Origin of the sequence: Blautia sp. TF10-30 (assembly GCF_003481245.1) — a bacterium.
GTDB lineage: Bacteria > Bacillota > Clostridia > Lachnospirales > Lachnospiraceae > Fusicatenibacter > Fusicatenibacter saccharivorans.
On sequence record NZ_QUKM01000003.1, the window covers coordinates 211,391 to 228,672 of the forward strand.

Consider the following 17,282-nt stretch of genomic DNA (forward strand, 5'->3'; position numbering starts at 1 on the left):
CCGAAACTCGAATGCCTCTTTGCTGTGCCGCAAATTGCGCTTATTTTCCAGTATAACCGACTTTCCGCAAAAAGTAAAGATCCCAGTTGCATCCGTACATACCACGAAAAAGGTCCGCTGGACTTTTGTCGTGTGCATGGCAGTGAAAAAAATCCGCGCAGCTGCAAAACAAAATATCTGCATCTGCACGGATTTTTCAACTTTTCTTTTTTCTACTCTCTTCGCAGCGCATCGATCGGATTCAGATTTGCTGCTTTTACCGACGGCAGCAGTCCGAATACAATACCGATCACCATGGAGAATACCACGGAGAAGATGATCGCCGGAATGCTGATTGCCACAGGTGTCTGTGATACTCTCGAGATCACCTGTGCCATGATGATGCCGCCCAGTACACCGAGCAGTCCGCCGATGCTGGTAAGCACTGCCGCCTCCGTCAGGAACTGGAACAGAATTCTGCGTTTTCTCGCTCCAATTGCTTTTTTCAGACCGATTTCACTCGTACGCTCCGTTACAGATACCAGCATAATGTTCATAACACCGATACCACCGACAAGAAGTGAAATGCTTGCGATCCAGATCAGCTGCTGGTTCGTGCTCTGACCTAATTCCTGCAGACTCTTCGCTTTTTCCAGCAGATCCTCCGCTTTATACGCCAGAGAGTCCGATGTATTGGTAACAGCCTCGTTCATGATCTCTGCGGTTGTTTTTCCAACTGTACTCATATCCTCGGTCGTTTGCGCCATTACAACGGCATTTTCCGGCTCATCATACTGAAATACGATCGGCCAGCATACATCTGGCATCAGCACCAGCGGGTAGGATTCCTGATTATACGTATTGTAATCCTCCCTGGAATTGATGACCGGCTGAAAGGAATCGGATTTTTTGATCACACCGACAACAGTAAACGGCTCACCCATGATTTCAATCGTTTTTCCGACCGGTGATTCATCTGGAAACAGCGTCAGCACCGCAGTATCGTCAAGCAGGACAACTTTGTGAATCTTCGAAAAGTCACTCTCCACAAAGCCACGTCCCTGGTAAATCTGGTATCCACATGTGGATAAATAATTTTCATCCACACCAAGTGCCTTTGCACTGTCCAGTGTTGTATTTCCTTTCGCAATACCGCTCACATACGTTCTTTCGGTATAAAATGAGGCATTCTCTACCTGTTCCTGTTCGCGGATCCGCTTTTTCTGGTCGGCGGACAGCTTTGATACGCCACTTGGCAGCCCACCATCCATCCAGTAATCACCATCCCCCTGTTTTAACCGTACAGTCACATTGTTATTTCCGGCTCCGATCAGGTTCTGTTTGATCTGCTCATTCGTTCCCTTGATTGTGGAAACAATGGAGATGATTGATGCAATTCCGATGATAATACCCAGCATAGTCAGAAAGGAACGCATTTTGTGTGACCAGATTCCCTGAAAGGATAGTCTTACATTTTCTAACATGATGCGCCTCCTTAACTGTTATAATAATCCGATGAGCTGGATTCCTTCGTGTCTGCGCCTTCCACTACCGTTTTACCGTATGGGAATGCAATGTAATCTTCTTCGGAAAGGCCGCTCTTTACTTCGTAATAGCTGCCCCACAGAAGTTTTCCGGTTACAACATCCTGTTTCTTTAATTTATCCTTCTCATCCCGGATATAAACAAATTTCTGCCCGTTCTCCTCGCGAATGAATTCTTTGCTGACGTACAGTCCATTGCCGTTTTCCACATCGGCGCCAACGGTCATTGCAATTTTAATCCAGTCACCGTTTTCAAAGCCTTCCCCGCCTTCCTGTATGACCGCTGTGAAGGGATAGAAGGATGCCGGTGTCTCGCTGTAAGACATGTAACTTGTTGCCGGATACGGTGAAATTTCGGTTACGGTTGCGACCGCAAATGCACCGGAAGACCATGAAGTTACGTTAAGCTTATCTCCCGCTTTGATCTGATCGAGATACATCTCGCTCAGATAACCGCGCACATACAGGCCTTCATTTCCGCTGACCTGGATAAACGCGCTTCCGTCATTGGATGGCTTTTCTGCATTTCCGACTTTTTTTACGATACCGCTGATCGTCGCTTTTACGGTCTGGGAATCCAGGGATTTCTGCGTATTTTTGACTTTGAGTTCCTCTTCCTTCTGATCCAGCTTCAGATCACGGATCTGGCTTTCTTTTTTGCTGATGGCTTTTTTCAACTCATCTTTTGTGTAGGTCATCTGGGTATCATCACCGGAAGAAGTATTGTTATTTGCGCTGCTTCCTGTGGATGATGTAAAGAGGGACTGTACCGATGCTTTTTCACCGTAGAATACGGTTTTTGCTGTCGTCTGCACTGCTTCCGGTGCATCTTCGCTCTGCGGTTCCGCTTCCGGTTCTGCCGGGGCTTCGGTCGGCGTCGGCGTTTCCGTCGGAACTGGGGTCTCGCTCGGCACCGGAGTTTCTGTTGGAACCGGCTCTGTGGTCGGAATCGGTGTTGTACTTGGTTCCGGGCTGACGGTCGGCTCTGGAGTTACACTCGGTCCCGGCGTAACGCTCGGGGTCGGAGTTACACTTGGTGTCGGGGTAATCGTTCCTTCTTTTACCGCCACATTTGCAGTGCTGACTGCCATGGAAGTACCCTTGTCATTTTTCGCTGTCACTTCTACTATATAGATTCCGGCATCCTCTTTTGTGATGTTTTCTTTTGTGTAAGTATCCTTAAAATCTCCGTCGATTGTCTTTCCGTTGTGTTTCCAGACGTATGTGTAAGTGCCATCCGTTTCGGTGTTTTCCGTGGAATCGTCTGCCTCACCGCTTCCATTTCCGGCTTCACCCGGCTGTGTCACATCGTCCTCGGACGGACTCTCGGTTCTATCATCCGTTTTATCGTCGGCTTTCTCATCCGGCTTCTCTTCGGTATCTTTCTTCTCATTGATTCCGATTTTCAGCTTCAGCTCGCCGCCCTCTGCCACCTCTGTGTTTGCAATCGGCGTGGTAATTTTTATTTCCGGTGCATCCGCCGATTCGGATTCTTTCAGACTCAGGACTGCTTCATACGAAGTCTCGTATGCTTTCGCAATCTTCGTTCCATCCTGCTCCCACACGGTTTCCAGCGCCTCTGCGGCTTTGTTTTCCTCATGAATCTCCAGGCGAAACCAGTATCCTTCGCTGTCCTCTTCTTTTTTCGTTCCCTTTTCATCCGCGTATCCTGCCATCTGATTCAGGAATCCGCCTGTCAGGACTGTTCCCGGTGCGCAGAGATAGGTGTATGGGTCTTCCTGCGTTCCTTCTCCTTTGTATGGTTTGGAACCAAATACAAGCTTATTCGTACTGCTGTACAGAACAGCATCCTCGTACGTCGGCTCCGGTTCTGGGGTCGGAATCGGTTCGTCCGGAAAATCCGGATCGATGGGTTCATCTGGAAAATCCGGGAAATCCGGCTCCACCGGATCCAGCGGCGTATCCGCTACCGGTTTTGTCTTTTTCAGCTTTTCCAGTTCTTTTTCACTCTGCTGGATTTTCAGCTTTGTCTGTGCAAGCTGTAACTGCTGCGTTTCCAGATCCAGCTCGATCATGCTGGTATCGTATGTCATCAGCGTGTCTCCGGCATTTACCACATCTCCCTCTTTGACGAGAACCTGGGAAATGGTCTGGCTGTCGGAAAGATAGATGTTCTGGGAAGCCGTCGAGGTGATCTGGCCTTCCATATTCATGCTGTCTTCCCAGTAACCACTCGTAAAGTCACTGACCGGATACACTTTTACGGTCGTCTTCTGCGCCTGGCGGATGCCGTAATAACCGCCGACACTGACACCGCCCACGGCAACTGCGGTCGCAACTGCAATCGCGGCTTTCTTTGCGGCTTTTCCTTTTTTCATGTTTCGGCCACCTCCTTCGATTTCATCATTCCGTCGCGGATCTCCACGGTGCGCTGTGCCATCGATGCGATCTCCGCGTCATGCGTAATCATCAAGATGCTGACACCCTCGTCGTTCAGGCTCTGGAACAGCTCCATGACCTGCTCGCCGGAATGGGAGTCAAGCGCTCCGGTCGGCTCATCAGCCAGCAGAATTTTCGGATGGTTGACGATCGCTCTTGCAATCGCCACACGCTGTTTCTGTCCGCCGGAGAGCTGGGTCGGTTTGAAACTCATACGGTCGCCGAGCCCCACCCGCTCGAGGGCAATCGCTGCCCGCTCTCTTCTCTCTTTTTTCGGCACGCCCGCGTACGTCAACGGCAGGCATACATTTTCCATTGCGCTCTGTCTTCCAAGGAGTTGGAAGTTCTGGAAGACAAAGCCGATTTTCTGCAGGCGGATGTCCGACATCTGATTGTCACTGCATTTGCTGATGTCCTGTCCGTCGAGGATCAACCGTCCGCTCGTCGCCTGGTCGAGGCAGCCGACAATATTCATCAGTGTTGTTTTTCCGGAACCGGAAGGACCCATGATCGCAACGTACTCGCCTTCTTCCATGGAGAAGTCGATGTTTTTCAGAACCGGGACCGGGATTTTGCCCTGCATATATTCTTTACAGATATTCTCTAATTCCAGAATCACGGCTGCACCTCCCCGTCATCTGCTGATCCGGCTTCCTGTGTGTCTGCCGGTTCTGCCTCACCATTGTCGGCGCCGCCGATCACGTTCGTTGTATCTCCCTCACCGCTGTACTCTGCGCCGTCCATGGTATTGTCAACCATGCCGTTTTCATCCTGCGTCATACCGTCGTCGACCATTCCATCGTCGTTGTCAAGCATACCGTCATCCTCGCCGCCGGCCGGATTGCTCTGTCCCAGTGATCCGTCGGTGCTGACTACGGTCTTCATCCCTTCTTCCAGACCGTCCTCCGGGAAGGTGATTGCATCATCTTCTGCAAGGCCGTCGGTGATCTGATATTCCATCATATTTTCATCGTGTGTTCCAAGCGTTACGCTTCGTTTTTCCAGTTTGCCTTTTCCATTATCGGCCCAGACGTAAGGATTGCTGTCGACATCGTTGATAAAGGAGTCAGACAGCCAGATTCCTGTTTTGACTTCCTGCTGGCCGACATCCGGCTCTACGTAAACGTGCTGGCCGAGCATCAGACCATTCGTTCCGGCAAGCTGTACATAGAACGGATAGGAGCTCGACTGTGTCATGCCATCGCCGGAACTGCTGTACATGTTGTTATTGCCGGTCTTTGCATTTTCCCGATCAATCTTTGTCACGGTTCCGGTCCAGGTCTGATTCTCATCTACACGAGAATGCACGATCACCTGGCTTCCTTCCGTAATCGAACCGTCGCTCATATTCTGTTCATTGATCTGGCCTTTTACACGGAAATTTCCCGTTGCAAGAACAGTCAGGAAGGAATTGTCGGAGCTGTCACCGGAGTAAGCGCCGGCGCTGCTGTCATCGTTGTTGATTGATTTTACAACACCGGCGATTTCGCTGATCACGGTCGCATTGGTGATGTTATCGTTTAATTTATCAATCTCCGCCTGTTTTGATTTTCCTTCATATTCTTTTTTCTTTAAATCCAGCTCCGCTTCCTGAATTTCCAGTGTGATGCTTGCCTGCTGGTCTTTTGATGCCTGCTTTTTGTCTTTGTAAAGCTGGTTGATATTGGTATTCATACTTGAAAGTTCATTGTTTATGCGTTCCAGATCCAGCTGCGCCTGCTCGAGGTCACTCTGGAATTTCTCGGTATCGTAGGAGAACAGCGGTGTTCCGACCTGAACCTCCTGACCGACTTCCACATAAACTTCCTTTACCTTTTTCTCGCTGTTTTTCTCTACCTTCCAGGTATTTTCCGACTCCACAACACCGGCATAGCGGTTTTCCATTCCATTTCCAGTTCCCAGATTGGTCAGGGCTTTTACAGTATTGACATAGACGACGTTATCGTCCTCTTTTGTACTGTTTCCAAGGAAATGCCATGTCACTCCCCCTCCGGCTGCCGCCAGCACTGCGACTGCACACACAATCGCGATTACTTTTTTCTTCATATGCTTCCTCCCACTTTTCTATTTTACAAATTAATTTTCTGCTTTCCCAAGTTAGTTCTATCGTATCACATTTTGTTTTTTGTTTTCTTACTTTTTCCTTACTCTTTTTTTAGCAAATACTGGCTTTTTCTGAAAATAGATTTTTGTTTTTGTCATTAAAAACCTGCCTCCGTGTTTATGACGGAAAGCAGGTTTTCTTTCGAATCTGTTAGATTTTATTTTTTATGCTACAAGTTTCATCTCCCGCAGAATGCGGTATACGAGATAACAGACCAGCGCTGCACAGACCAGTTTGAACAGAAGCGGAACGACGGCGAACACGATTTTAAATCCAAGCCAGATCACGCCGATCGGGAGAAGAATAGTGGCGCATGCGCCGAGGACTTTTCCTCCAAATTTCAGCAGCAGTCCAACGATCCCAAATAGAATTCCAATTCCGCAGAGCAGACCAAAACAGGTTGCCAGCATGACTAATGTAACTAACATCGTGATCCCTCCTTGTCTTTTTCTCTATGTGTTCCACTTGCTGTGGATGTTTCCGTATCTTTCTTACAAACCATATTGTAGCACTTTTTTCCAGCAAAACAACGGGGAAGACGTGGAAGAATTTCTTAAGTTTTTCTTTACACCGATCGAGTGAAACCTAAAAAAGGACAGACAACGCTGCACTTCTGCAAAATTGTCTGTCCTGTAAATTACAAAATTTTCTTTACTCTTCTGTTGTCTCTTCCTCAGCCTGCGGCTCAACCTCAAGACCAAGCTCTTCCAGCTGTACTGCGTCAACCGGTGACGGAGCCTCGGTCATCAGACAGGAAGCATCTTTTACCTTCGGGAATGCGATGACGTCGCGGATGCTGTCCTCTTTTGCCATCAGCATCACAAGGCGATCCAGACCGTAAGCCAGTCCGGCGTGAGGCGGAACTCCGTATTTGAAAGCATCCAGAAGGAAGCCGAATCGTTCATGTGCCTGTTCCTTCGTGAAACCAAGCATCTCAAACATTTTCTCCTGCACATCGTTCTGGTGAATACGAACGCTTCCTCCGCCAATTTCAGTACCGTTCAGAACGATATCGTAGGCTTTTGCACGAACTGCGCCCGGGTCGGTATCCAGAAGCGGCAGATCCTCATCCATCGGCATGGTGAACGGGTGATGCATTGCGGTGAAACGGTTCTCCTCATCGGACCACTCCAGAAGCGGGAACTCGGTAATCCATACGAAACGGTATTCGTTCTTGTCGAGAAGTCCCATCTGCTCTGCCAGTTCCAGACGAAGTGCGCCAAGAACGTTCCAAACAATCTTGTTGCGGTCTGCTGCGAAGAGAAGAAGGTCTCCAGCCTGTCCGTCCATGGCTTTGATGAGGGCTTCCATCTGCTCCTCTGTCATAAATTTGGAGAAGGAAGATTTCCAGCTTCCATCCTCATGGATTGCAATGTATGCAAGACCTTTTGCACCGTAACCTTTCGCAAACTCAACGAGCTTGTCGATTTTCTTTCTCGGCATTGCGCCCTGTCCCTTTGCGTTAATACCGCAGACAGAACCGCCGTTTTCAAGTGCGCCCTTAAATACAACGAACTCGGTATCTTTTACAGTCTCGGAAACATCAACCAGCTCCATACCGAAACGCAGGTCCGGTTTGTCGGAACCGAAACGGTTCATAGCCTCTTTCCAGGTCATTCTCTGGATCGGGAGCTGTACCTCAACGCCGAGCACCTCTTTGAACAGGTGTGCCAGCAGTCTCTCATTGACATCGATAACATCATCTACATCAACGAAAGCAAGCTCCATATCGATCTGGGTGAACTCCGGCTGACGGTCGGCACGCAGGTCCTCGTCACGGAAGCATTTTACAATCTGGATATAGCGGTCATAGCCGGAGCACATCAGAAGCTGTTTGAACAGCTGCGGAGACTGCGGCAGTGCATAGAAGCTGCCCGGATGAACACGGCTCGGTACCAGATAGTCTCTGGCGCCTTCCGGTGTGGATTTCGTCAGCATCGGGGTTTCGATCTCAAGGAAACCTTCTTTTGACATGAACTCACGGGCGAGCATTGCCACCTTGCTTCTCATGATCAGGTTTCTCTGGATATCCGGACGGCGCAGATCCAGGTAACGGTATTTCAGACGGAGCTCTTCTCTCGTCTTGGAATCCTCCTCGATCGGGAACGGCGGGGTTTCTGCCTCGGAAAGAATGCGTAAGGACTCAGCCTTTACTTCGAGCTCTCCTGTTGCCAGATTTTCATTGACAGCACCGGAGCGGGCCATAACTTCACCTTCTACGGCGATGACGAACTCGCTGCGCAGTTTTGCTGCTTTCTCAAAACCTTCCTCACTGATCGGGCCGTTCTCAAAGATAATCTGCATAATACCGCTTCTGTCACGCAGATCGACGAAAATAATTCCGCCTTTATTACGGCTCTTCTGTACCCAGCCCATCAGGGTTACTTTTTTTCCGATATCTGCTTTTGTGACTTCCGCACAGCGGCAGGTTCTCTTCAGGCCTTTCATGGATTCAGCCATTTTCTTGTTCCTCCTATTTGGAACTGCGGACACAAAGAATCTGCATCCGCAGCACATCGTTTTTTCATGCGATTACTATTATTGGATATTCCTTACATTTTGTCAACAAAAAATTCTTCGATCTCAGTGTAGCCCTCGCTGGCAAGCTGCTCTTTCTGGAATTTCTTGTTCTTCTTCATCACGGCGATGTTGATGGCCGTGCCTTCACTTCTCTCTTTTGTCGCCTGCTGAATGATCTTCTGCATTCCCTCTGCCGGCATGTTTTTCTCGATCAGGTACGCTTTTTTCTTCTGTGCGCCCGGGATCTGGTAATCTCTCTCAAGCAGAAGCATAACGATACGCTCAAATCCGATGGAGAATCCGCATGCGCAGGTCTGGTTTCCGGTGAATTTTCCGATCATTTCATCGTAGCGTCCGCCGCCTCCGACAGATCCGCCGTACTCATCCATAGCGATCTCGAAGATCGGTCCGGTGTAGTAGGACATTCCGCGCACCAGAGTCGGATCGAAAGCGATCTTGAATTCTGCGGTCTTCACGGCATTGACACTGTCGATGATGGTCTTCAGGCCGTCTGCGTACTCTTTGTCAAGGAATCCCTCGAGTTTCTCACGGCAGTACTCTACGCCTGCGGTATCCGGGGTGATCTCCTCGAACATTTTCAGGTATTTCTCTACGGACTCTTTTGCAAAGCCGGCTTCCTCGAGCTCTTTGGCAACGCCCTCAAAACCGATTTTATCCATCTTATCGAGGATAATAAATACGGTGTCATAGGACTCCTCCGGGAATCCGCTGTAGGCTGCCATTGCTTTTAAGATACGGCGGTCATTGATACGGATCGTAAAGTTCTTGAAGTCCAGTTTTCCAAGCAGTGTGGTGGTAGCAAGGATCAGCTCAATCTCTGCGAGGTTGGTCGGCTCGCCGAGGATATCGATATCGCACTGCATGAACTGGCGGTATCTTCCTCTCTGCGGACGGTCTGCACGCCATACATTTCCCATCTGAAGTGCTTTGAACGGGGACGGAAGCTCGTTTGCGTTGTTGGAATAGTAACGGCAGAGCGGAACGGTCAGGTCATAACGCAGGCCGCTGTCTACGAGATCGTTTTCTTTCTCAGCGGTCTCGAGTTTCAGCTTCTCTCCTCTTTTTAAGATCTTGAAAATCAGTTTCTCATTCTCGCCGCCCTGTTTGCTGTTCAGGTTTTCGATGTGCTCCACGCATGGGGTCTCCATGGAGGTAAAGCCGAAGGTTCCGTAAGTTTCCTTGATCAGACGGATCACGTAGTCACGGATTGCCATTTCTTTCGGTAAAATATCTTTCATTCCGGTAACCGGTTTCTTTTTTAATGCCATTTTCTGTTTTCTCCTTTATGATTTCCTGGATCAATTCATCGACATCAGAAAGCTCGATCGCTTTCCGGCTGCCGCTGTGGATCACTCTCTGAAATGCCAGGAACATTTTCAGATCGAAATTTTTGACTTCTTCTGTCATAAGCTCCATCGCCTGTTCCTGCGTAAACGCGCTCCGGTACGGGCGGTCGGAGGTCAGTGCGCAGTACACATCGCAGATACGCAAAATACGCGCCCCAAACGGAATCTTTTCTCCTGCCAGATTCGCAGGATATCCTGTTCCGTCATAATTTTCATGGTGGTACAGAATGCTCTCCAGCACAAAATCGGAGTATCCGCGTCCCTGCAGCAGCTCATATCCCAGTGTGGGATGGGTCCGCACAAAGCGCATCTCCTCGACAACGAGCGTATCCTGTTCTTCTACGTAATTCTCCAGTACAATCTTTCCGATATCGTGGAGAACGCCCGCTTTTGCAAGCTCATAGCAGATTTCTTTCTCATACCCAAGTTCCCGCGCAAGATCGTAAGCTAAATTGCTCACTTCCATGCCATGGATGAGCTGCTCGGTCAGGGTATAGCGCAGCATGTGAAGCTGCTGACTGGAATTTTCTTTCATTTTGGCAGATACTTCTCCATTCCGATACGTTTTCTCTCGATCATTTCATCGATACGCTCCACGTAGTTTTTCAGATCCTTCACGTTCTCCACCCGCTCAATGCGCTCTCCGTGTTCAAACACGAATTTCGTGGACGCTCCGGCTCCCGCGGCCAGAATGGACTGTTTTTCCTCCATAATGAGGATGTTGTAGATACCTGCTTTTCCTTCGCGGGAGTAGCCGACATTCTCAAAGTTACCCGCCATATTTTTCTGGCGGTACATGTAATACGGTCCCATCTCCATGCGATGTGCGCTGTCCATCGTCATTTTCATGATCTCGGCAGAGTTTTCAAACGAGATTTCCTGATATTTGTCTTTGAACAGGTTGAGTCTCGTTGCACGCTTTAACGCAAGGGAATGGACGGTCAGGGAATCCGGATTCAGCGCTTCCACTTTTTCCAACGTATGCGCCACTTTTTCCTTGTCCTCGCCCGGCAGACCGACAATCAGATCCATGTTGATGTTGTCAAATCCAAGGGAACGCGCCATACGGAACTTCTCCTCGATCTCCTCCACGGTATGGTGGCGTCCGATCAGATCCAGCGTTTCCTGGTTCATGGTCTGTGGATTGATCGAAATACGGGTGACCGGGAATTTGCGGATGGCCTTTAAGACCTCCTCATTGATCGTATCCGGCCGTCCTGCCTCCACGGTGAACTCCTGCACCTGCTCCATCGGGAAGAGCTCTGTCACTTTCGTGAGCAGGCGCTCCATCTGTGCCGCATTCAGCGTGGTCGGCGTACCGCCTCCGATGTAGATCGTATCAAGGGTGTAATCCTTCATGTTCTCACTGATAAAGATCAGTTCTTTGATCAGTGCATCGAGATACGGATCTACCATATGCTCCCAGCGGCTTAACACATGGGAGCCGAAGGAACAGTACAGGCAGATGCTCGGACAGAACGGGATGCCGATGTACAGGCTGTAACCGTGTTCGTAGTCGATCGTCTTTAAAATGTCCTTTTCCCGGTTGGCAATCGTGATCGCAAGTGCCGTCTTTTCCGGGCTGGTGTAGTAAGTTTCGCGCATGTATTTCGCAATCTCTACATTTTTTTTACCCTCTTCAAGCATCTTCATCGGAATTTTCGTCGGACGGATGCCGGTGAGATCGCCCCATGGAAGTTCTTTGCCGCTCACTTCGGAAAGCGTGCGGTATACCATCCGTTTCAGGACATTTTTCGTTTCATGGCGGTCTTTTTCATATTCCACCGCCTCACACTGCGAAGCGAGCGTCTCATGTTTCTCGTCTGCAATCGAAAAACAGATCTGATCCGCCTCGTATGTGATCGTATCATAATATGCAAATTCCCCGTCCAGCGCCCCATCCTCTTCGTACCATGAGGTAATCTCACAGCCCGGATAGAATGCCTTGATCAGGGAATACACATCGTATTCAAAATCTTTTCTGTTAAAACAAAGGCTGATATTAAGCAAGGGGATTGTACCTCTTTTCATGTTCAATCGTAGTTTCATCGTTGTGGCCCGGATACACGGTCACATCCCCGGGAAGCTCTTTTAACAGGCGCTTGACCGACGCGATCAGCTCTCTGCCGGAGGATGTCGGGAAGTCGTATCTTCCGTAGGACTCGCAGAACAGCGTATCACCGGAAAAAAGTGCTTTCTCTGCCGGAATATAGTAGCAGACACCGCCTGCCGTGTGCCCCGGTGTCGCAAGAACGTGGATTTCAAAATCTGCGAGATGCAGCACATCGCCCTCTTTTACGGTTTTGTCCGCCTGCATCGTGTACGGTTTGCTCCAGAGCCCGGAAAGATTTTCCTTTGGATCCCCCAGCAGGTGCTGCTCTTTTTCATGGACATAGACCGGGATATGGTATTTTTTCCGCAGCGCATCCGCTGCCAGCATATGGTCGAAATGGCCATGGGTCAGCAGAATGGCCTCCGGGTCGCCGTCGATCTCGTCGATCTGGCGTTCAATCTCCAGCGGCGAATCGCCCGGGTCCACGATCAGCACCTTCTGGCTGTCCGGATTTTCCACAACGTAGCAGTTTGTCGAGAGCATTCCAAGTGCCCGGTAATTTACCTTTATCATACGCTTTTCTCCTTTTTATCCTCTCGATCTCTGAATATCAATCACGCTCTCCACCTGGCGCACCTTCTCGATGATGCTGTTCAGCTCTTCGTTGTTGTGCACGTCGAACGTCACATCGATGGAAGCCGTTCCCTGCTTGCTCGTTCTCACGTTCATCGCCGCAAGGTCGATCTTCCGCTCGGTAAAGATCTTGGAGATATCCACCAGAAGACCGGTACGGTTGTTTGCGTAAACGCTGATCTCCACGGTATAGAGAGAGCCGCCGTTGTCCTCTGCCTGCCATTCAGCATCAATGAGGCGCACCCGCTCAGATTCCGGCAGATTCAGGACATTGACACAGTCGGTGCGGTGAATGGTCACGCCGCGTCCTCTTGTGACAAAGCCCACGATCTCATCGCCCGGGATCGGATTGCAGCATTTTGAGAAGCGAACTGCCACATCGTGGATACCGCGCACGACGATGCCGCCCTTGCTCTTTCCAACCGGCAGAACTTTCTCTCCAGATGCCGCCTCGAGCACCTGCTCGTCGGTGATCTCTTTTTTATGCTGCTTTTCGTACGTCTCAATCAGCTTGTTGAGGACCTGGCCCTCTTTTAAGCCGCCGTGGCCGATGGCCGCAAGAACGGAATCCCAGTCGCGGAAGCCGTACTTTCTCATGACAGCCTCTTCGTACATCGGTTTCGTATAGATTCCAAGGTTTTTGCCCTTCAGCTTTGCATAGTTGGTGAGCATTTCCTTGCCTTTGACGATGTTGTCCGTCTTGTTCTGCTGGCGGAACCACTGGTTGATGCGGCTCTTTGCCTGGGAACTCTTCGCAATTTTCAGCCAGTCGCGGCTCGGTCCCTTGGAGTTCTGCGAGGTGATGATCTCGACGCGGTCTCCGTTGTGAAGTTCCGTCTCGATCGGCACGAGTTTTCCGTTGACCCTCGCTCCGACCATCTTGTTGCCGACCGCACTGTGGACGGAATAAGCAAAGTCGATGGCACAGGAGCCGACCGGAAGCGTTTTGACATCGCCCGCCGGGCTGAAACAGTAAACATTGTCGGCAAACAGGTCGAGATCGCTCTTTAAGAGGTTCATGAACTCATGGTTGTCCGCCATGTCCTGCTGCCACTCCAGAATCTGGCGCAGCCAGGTCAGTTTTTCCTCTTCCTGCTCCGGTCCCGGTTTCTTGCCGTCGGAGGCCTCTTTGTATTTCCAGTGTGCAGCGATACCGTATTCTGCAATCCGGTGCATCTCATAAGTACGGATCTGAATCTCAAACGGCTGTCCGTTCGGTCCGATCAGGGTTGTATGCAGGGACTGGTAACGGTTTGGCTTCGGCATCGCAATGTAATCTTTGAAACGGCCCGGGATCGGCGTGTACATTTCATGGATGACACCGAGCGCTGCATAGCAGTCTTTGACGGATTCCACGATGATGCGGACCGCAAAGAGGTCATAGATCTGATCCAGCGTCTTATGCTGGTTGACCATCTTTTTGTAGATGCTGAAAAAGTGCTTGATTCGTCCGTTGACATCTGCCTCAATGCCGGCCTGGTGGATATGACGGGTCACCTCTTTTACGATCGCATCGACAAACTCCTGCCGCTGCTCCCGCTTCATGCTGACCTTCTGCACCAGTTCATAGTACGCATCCGGCTCCAGATATTTCAGAGAAAGGTCATCGAGTTCGACCTTGATCTTGGAAATACCGAGGCGCTGTGCGATCGGGGCATAAATATCCATCGTCTCACGCGCTTTTTTCTTCTGCGTCTCCGGCGACCAGTACTGTGCGGTCCGCATGTTGTGCAGACGGTCCGCCAGTTTTACCAGAATAACACGGATATCCTTTGCCATCGCAAGGAACATCTTTCTCAGGTTTTCTGCCTGCTCCTCGACCTTATCCGCAGAATATTTCAGCTGTGCCAGCTTCGTGACACCGCTTACAATCAGGGACACCTCCGGGCCGAACTCCTCGGTCAGCTCTTCTTCGGTCATGACGGTATCTTCGACAACGTCGTGCAGAAGGCCTGCCGCGATCGACTCCTTGTCGAGCTCCAGATCTGCCAGGATAATTGCCACACAGAGCGGATGGATGATGTACGGTTCCCCGCTCTTTCTTTTCTGGTCCTTATGTGCATCCGCTGCCACGCGGTATGCTTTTTCGATCAGGGAAATATCGTCCGATGGATGATATTTTTTCACAGAAGCAATCAATTCCCCGTATAATTCCTCCGGACTTGTAAAATCGTCCGTCTTGCGGATTCTGGCTTCTGCCGCCGCCACATCCTTCTTTAATTCTTCTTCACTGATTCTTTTCTCTTCTTCCATATGTATCCTCCGCTCTCATGATTAACCCCTGCGTTTCGTTGGATACGTTATTTGCCATCGTAACGGATGACAGATTTTACATCATATTTTGCCAGTTTTTCGCGTCCTTTTAAGCCGGCAAGCTCCATCAGGAACACGATTCTGGTTACTTCGCCGCCGAGGCGCTCGATCATTTTTGCACAAGCCTCCACGGTACCGCCGGTTGCAATCAGGTCGTCGATGATGACTACCTTCTGGCCCGGTTTGATGGAGTCTTTGTGCATCTCGATCGTTGCGCTGCCGTACTCCAGGTCATAGCTCTCCTCGACGGTCTCCAGAGGAAGTTTTCCTTTTTTACGGATCGGCACGAACGGTTTGTGCAGATTGTAAGCAATCGGCATACCGAAAATGAAGCCGCGGGACTCGGTTCCGCAGATTACATCACAGTCTACTTCTTCTACAAAATGCTGCATCTCATCTATGGCAAGCTGCAGTCCGTCTGCGTCCTGCAGGATACTCGTTACATCTCTGAAAATAATACCCGGTTCCGGGAAATCCGGAATACTTCTTACGTAATCCTCTACTTTTTTCATAAAATATTCCTCCGTTTCGTCAAGGTTTGACAATTCACCTTACAGTATAGCATCAATATTCTTCTGCGTCAATTTTGTTTCCGATAGAAAACAGGGCAGAAAAATCAGGTATTTGCGGCTTTTCTGCATCTTTAAAAATAACTCTGGATATTGATCTGTAATTTGTCGCGTCCGTTCCACGTATCGATCGACGGATAGTACGCTACCGAGAGGGTCGGATGTGCATCCACGTATGCGGCGAACGCTTCTCCCTCGCCGAAATAGACACCATCCATCTGGTATCCGCCCGCATCGGCAAGCTGTACTTTCACCACGTTTCTATTCTTTCCAAAAATGCGGTAATTTAATACAGTCAGTCCTTTCTGTGCGAACAGCGGTTTCGTGTTGCCTTTTCCGAACGGCTCCAAGAGACTTAACTGGCGGATCAGATTTTTGGTGATGTAGGTGATCGGCATCGGCACATCGATCACAACTTTTTCGACGAAATCCTCTCCCGTCAGCGTGGAATTATCGTTCAGTGCCCGGCGGAACGGTTCGATCATCTCCTCTCCTGCGAGGGAAAGGCCCGCAGCCATCGGGTGGCCGCCGAATTTCGTCATCAGTTCTTTGCATTTGCAGAGCTCCTCATACATCGAATACGCTTCGATCGAGCGGCCGGAGCCCTTGACGCCCTCCTCACTTCTGGTGAGTACGAAGGATGGTTTGTGGAAGTGCTCCCGCAGGCGACCTGCGATGATTCCGGCAAGGCTCTCGTGGCAGTCCGGCAGATAGACGACGAGGACTTTGTCGTTCTGCAGCGGGGAGGTTTCCACGAGCTCGATTGCTTTCGCCTCACCCTGGCGCGTCAGCTCTTTGCGGCTTTCATTCAGGTCTTTCAAGTCCCCGGCAAGCTTTGCGGCCTCCTCACGTGTCTTTGCGCAGAGCAGTTTTAACGAATGCTCCGCCGTGTCAAGCCGTCCCGATGCGTTGATGCACGGGCCGAGAACGAAGCCGATGTGATACGGTGTCACGTTTTCCGCCTCGATGCCCTGCACACGGATCAGCTCCTGCAGGCCGAGGTTCTGCGTTTTATGGAGCGCCCGAAGGCCGGCTTTTACAAAAATCCGGTTTTCTCCCTGCAGATCCATCACATCACCGATCGTCGCAATGGCGACAAATTCCAGAAAGCGGAAGCTGTGCTCCTTTGGAATACCTGCTTTTGCCTCCATCGTCTGGATCAGTTTCCATGCGACGGCCGCACCGCAGAGGCCCGGAAACGGATAGGAACAGTCTTTCTGTTTCGGATTGACAACCGCGTCCGCCGGCGGCAGGATGTAGCGGCGTTCTCCGTTTTCATCCTCCTCAAACGGAACCTCGTGGTGGTCCGTCACAACAACCGTCATGCCAAGCTCTTTTGCCAGACGGATCTGACTGCCCGCCGCGATGCCGTTGTCACAGGTGACGATCGTGTCCCGCCCCTCATCCGCGGCAAACTGCACAAGACGCTCATTTAAGCCGTATCCGTCTGCAATCCGGTCCGGGATACGCACATCCGCATCGGCACCGAGATCTTTTAAGCCGGTCAGCAGAATATACGTTGCCGTAACACCGTCGATGTCGTAGTCCCCGATGATGCGGATCGGCTTTTTCTCCCGGATTTTTTCTGCGATCAGATCTGCCGCGCGCTCCATATCCTTCATCAGCAGCGGATCGTGGAGCTGCTCCAGATCACCGAAGAGATACTCTTCGATCTCTTTCTCCCCGGTCACATCCCGGTTCCGGATCAGGCGGGCGATGACGGGATCGATGCCGAACCGGTCCGCAATTGCCTGGAAATCGGCGCGTTTTGCCGAAACTACCCAGCGTTCTTTCTTCATA

13 protein-coding genes are annotated in these 17,282 nt (G+C 50.4%); all 13 read right to left on the reverse strand.

The window, feature by feature from the left end:
• Window positions 1-212: 212 nt before the first annotated feature.
• The 13 genes from DXD02_RS04925 to recJ all read right to left on the reverse strand — a co-directional run bounded on the left by DXD02_RS04925 (window position 213) and on the right by recJ (window position 17,281).
• Window positions 213-1,463, reverse strand: a complete 1,251-nt coding sequence (locus tag DXD02_RS04925; protein ID WP_117509244.1) for an ABC transporter permease — start codon at window positions 1,461-1,463, stop codon at window positions 213-215.
• Window positions 1,464-1,474: 11 nt separating this feature from the next.
• Window positions 1,475-3,862 carry an efflux RND transporter periplasmic adaptor subunit gene (locus DXD02_RS04930; RefSeq protein WP_118666465.1) on the reverse strand — a complete coding sequence of 796 codons (2,388 nt, stop codon included), beginning with the start codon at window positions 3,860-3,862 and terminating at the stop codon, window positions 1,475-1,477.
• Window positions 3,859-4,542, reverse strand: coding sequence for an ABC transporter ATP-binding protein (locus tag DXD02_RS04935; RefSeq protein WP_118666466.1), 684 nt, complete (start codon window positions 4,540-4,542; stop codon window positions 3,859-3,861). Before DXD02_RS04935 ends, DXD02_RS04930 begins: the two co-directional genes overlap by 4 nt.
• On the reverse strand, window positions 4,539-5,969 hold the full coding sequence (locus tag DXD02_RS04940) for an efflux RND transporter periplasmic adaptor subunit (RefSeq protein ID WP_118666467.1): 1,431 nt from the start codon (window positions 5,967-5,969) through the stop codon (window positions 4,539-4,541). Before DXD02_RS04940 ends, DXD02_RS04935 begins: the two co-directional genes overlap by 4 nt.
• Before the next feature lie 222 nt (window positions 5,970-6,191).
• Entirely contained in the window at window positions 6,192-6,455 is a 264-nt protein-coding gene (locus DXD02_RS04945) for a hypothetical protein (protein ID WP_147398416.1), read from the reverse strand.
• A gap of 223 nt (window positions 6,456-6,678) precedes the next feature.
• Window positions 6,679-8,487: an aspartate--tRNA ligase gene (gene aspS / locus DXD02_RS04950; RefSeq protein WP_118666469.1), complete on the reverse strand. Its 1,809-nt coding sequence runs from the start codon at window positions 8,485-8,487 to the stop codon at window positions 6,679-6,681.
• 92 nt (window positions 8,488-8,579) lie between these two features.
• Window positions 8,580-9,836, reverse strand: a complete 1,257-nt coding sequence (hisS, locus tag DXD02_RS04955; protein ID WP_055227609.1) for a histidine--tRNA ligase — start codon at window positions 9,834-9,836, stop codon at window positions 8,580-8,582.
• On the reverse strand, window positions 9,769-10,449 hold the full coding sequence (locus DXD02_RS04960; RefSeq protein ID WP_118666470.1) for an HD-GYP domain-containing protein: 681 nt from the start codon (window positions 10,447-10,449) through the stop codon (window positions 9,769-9,771). Before DXD02_RS04960 ends, hisS begins: the two co-directional genes overlap by 68 nt.
• Complete coding sequence (hemZ, locus tag DXD02_RS04965) at window positions 10,446-11,945, reverse strand: coproporphyrinogen dehydrogenase HemZ (protein ID WP_117509250.1); 1,500 nt, start codon at window positions 11,943-11,945, stop codon at window positions 10,446-10,448. Before hemZ ends, DXD02_RS04960 begins: the two co-directional genes overlap by 4 nt.
• Window positions 11,917-12,540 carry an MBL fold metallo-hydrolase gene (locus tag DXD02_RS04970; protein ID WP_022461137.1) on the reverse strand — a complete coding sequence of 208 codons (624 nt, stop codon included), beginning with the start codon at window positions 12,538-12,540 and terminating at the stop codon, window positions 11,917-11,919. The genes hemZ and DXD02_RS04970 overlap by 29 nt, the downstream gene beginning before the upstream one ends.
• A gap of 15 nt (window positions 12,541-12,555) precedes the next feature.
• The gene (locus DXD02_RS04975) at window positions 12,556-14,853 is read right to left on the reverse strand and encodes a RelA/SpoT family protein (protein ID WP_117801734.1); all 2,298 of its coding nucleotides are present in this window, start codon (window positions 14,851-14,853) and stop codon (window positions 12,556-12,558) included.
• 47 nt (window positions 14,854-14,900) lie between these two features.
• Window positions 14,901-15,425, reverse strand: a complete 525-nt coding sequence (locus DXD02_RS04980) for an adenine phosphoribosyltransferase (protein ID WP_022461135.1) — start codon at window positions 15,423-15,425, stop codon at window positions 14,901-14,903.
• 131 nt (window positions 15,426-15,556) lie between these two features.
• Window positions 15,557-17,281, reverse strand: coding sequence for a single-stranded-DNA-specific exonuclease RecJ (gene recJ, locus DXD02_RS04985; protein ID WP_118666471.1), 1,725 nt, complete (start codon window positions 17,279-17,281; stop codon window positions 15,557-15,559).
• Window position 17,282 lies beyond the last annotated feature (1 nt).

Coding starts and splice junctions, on each gene's coding strand:
- DXD02_RS04925 (WP_117509244.1), bottom strand. CDS start 1,463: ATGTTAGAAAATGTAAGACTATCCTTTCAGGGAATCTGGTCACACAAA.
- DXD02_RS04930 (WP_118666465.1), bottom strand. CDS start 3,862: ATGAAAAAAGGAAAAGCCGCAAAGAAAGCCGCGATTGCAGTTGCGACC.
- DXD02_RS04940 (WP_118666467.1), bottom strand. CDS start 5,969: ATGAAGAAAAAAGTAATCGCGATTGTGTGTGCAGTCGCAGTGCTGGCG.
- DXD02_RS04945 (WP_147398416.1), bottom strand. CDS start 6,455: ATGTTAGTTACATTAGTCATGCTGGCAACCTGTTTTGGTCTGCTCTGC.
- aspS (WP_118666469.1), bottom strand. CDS start 8,487: ATGGCTGAATCCATGAAAGGCCTGAAGAGAACCTGCCGCTGTGCGGAA.
- hisS (WP_055227609.1), bottom strand. CDS start 9,836: ATGGCATTAAAAAAGAAACCGGTTACCGGAATGAAAGATATTTTACCG.
- DXD02_RS04960 (WP_118666470.1), bottom strand. CDS start 10,449: ATGAAAGAAAATTCCAGTCAGCAGCTTCACATGCTGCGCTATACCCTG.
- hemZ (WP_117509250.1), bottom strand. CDS start 11,945: ATGAAAAGAGGTACAATCCCCTTGCTTAATATCAGCCTTTGTTTTAAC.
- DXD02_RS04970 (WP_022461137.1), bottom strand. CDS start 12,540: ATGATAAAGGTAAATTACCGGGCACTTGGAATGCTCTCGACAAACTGC.
- DXD02_RS04975 (WP_117801734.1), bottom strand. CDS start 14,853: ATGGAAGAAGAGAAAAGAATCAGTGAAGAAGAATTAAAGAAGGATGTG.
- DXD02_RS04980 (WP_022461135.1), bottom strand. CDS start 15,425: ATGAAAAAAGTAGAGGATTACGTAAGAAGTATTCCGGATTTCCCGGAA.
- recJ (WP_118666471.1), bottom strand. CDS start 17,281: ATGAAGAAAGAACGCTGGGTAGTTTCGGCAAAACGCGCCGATTTCCAG.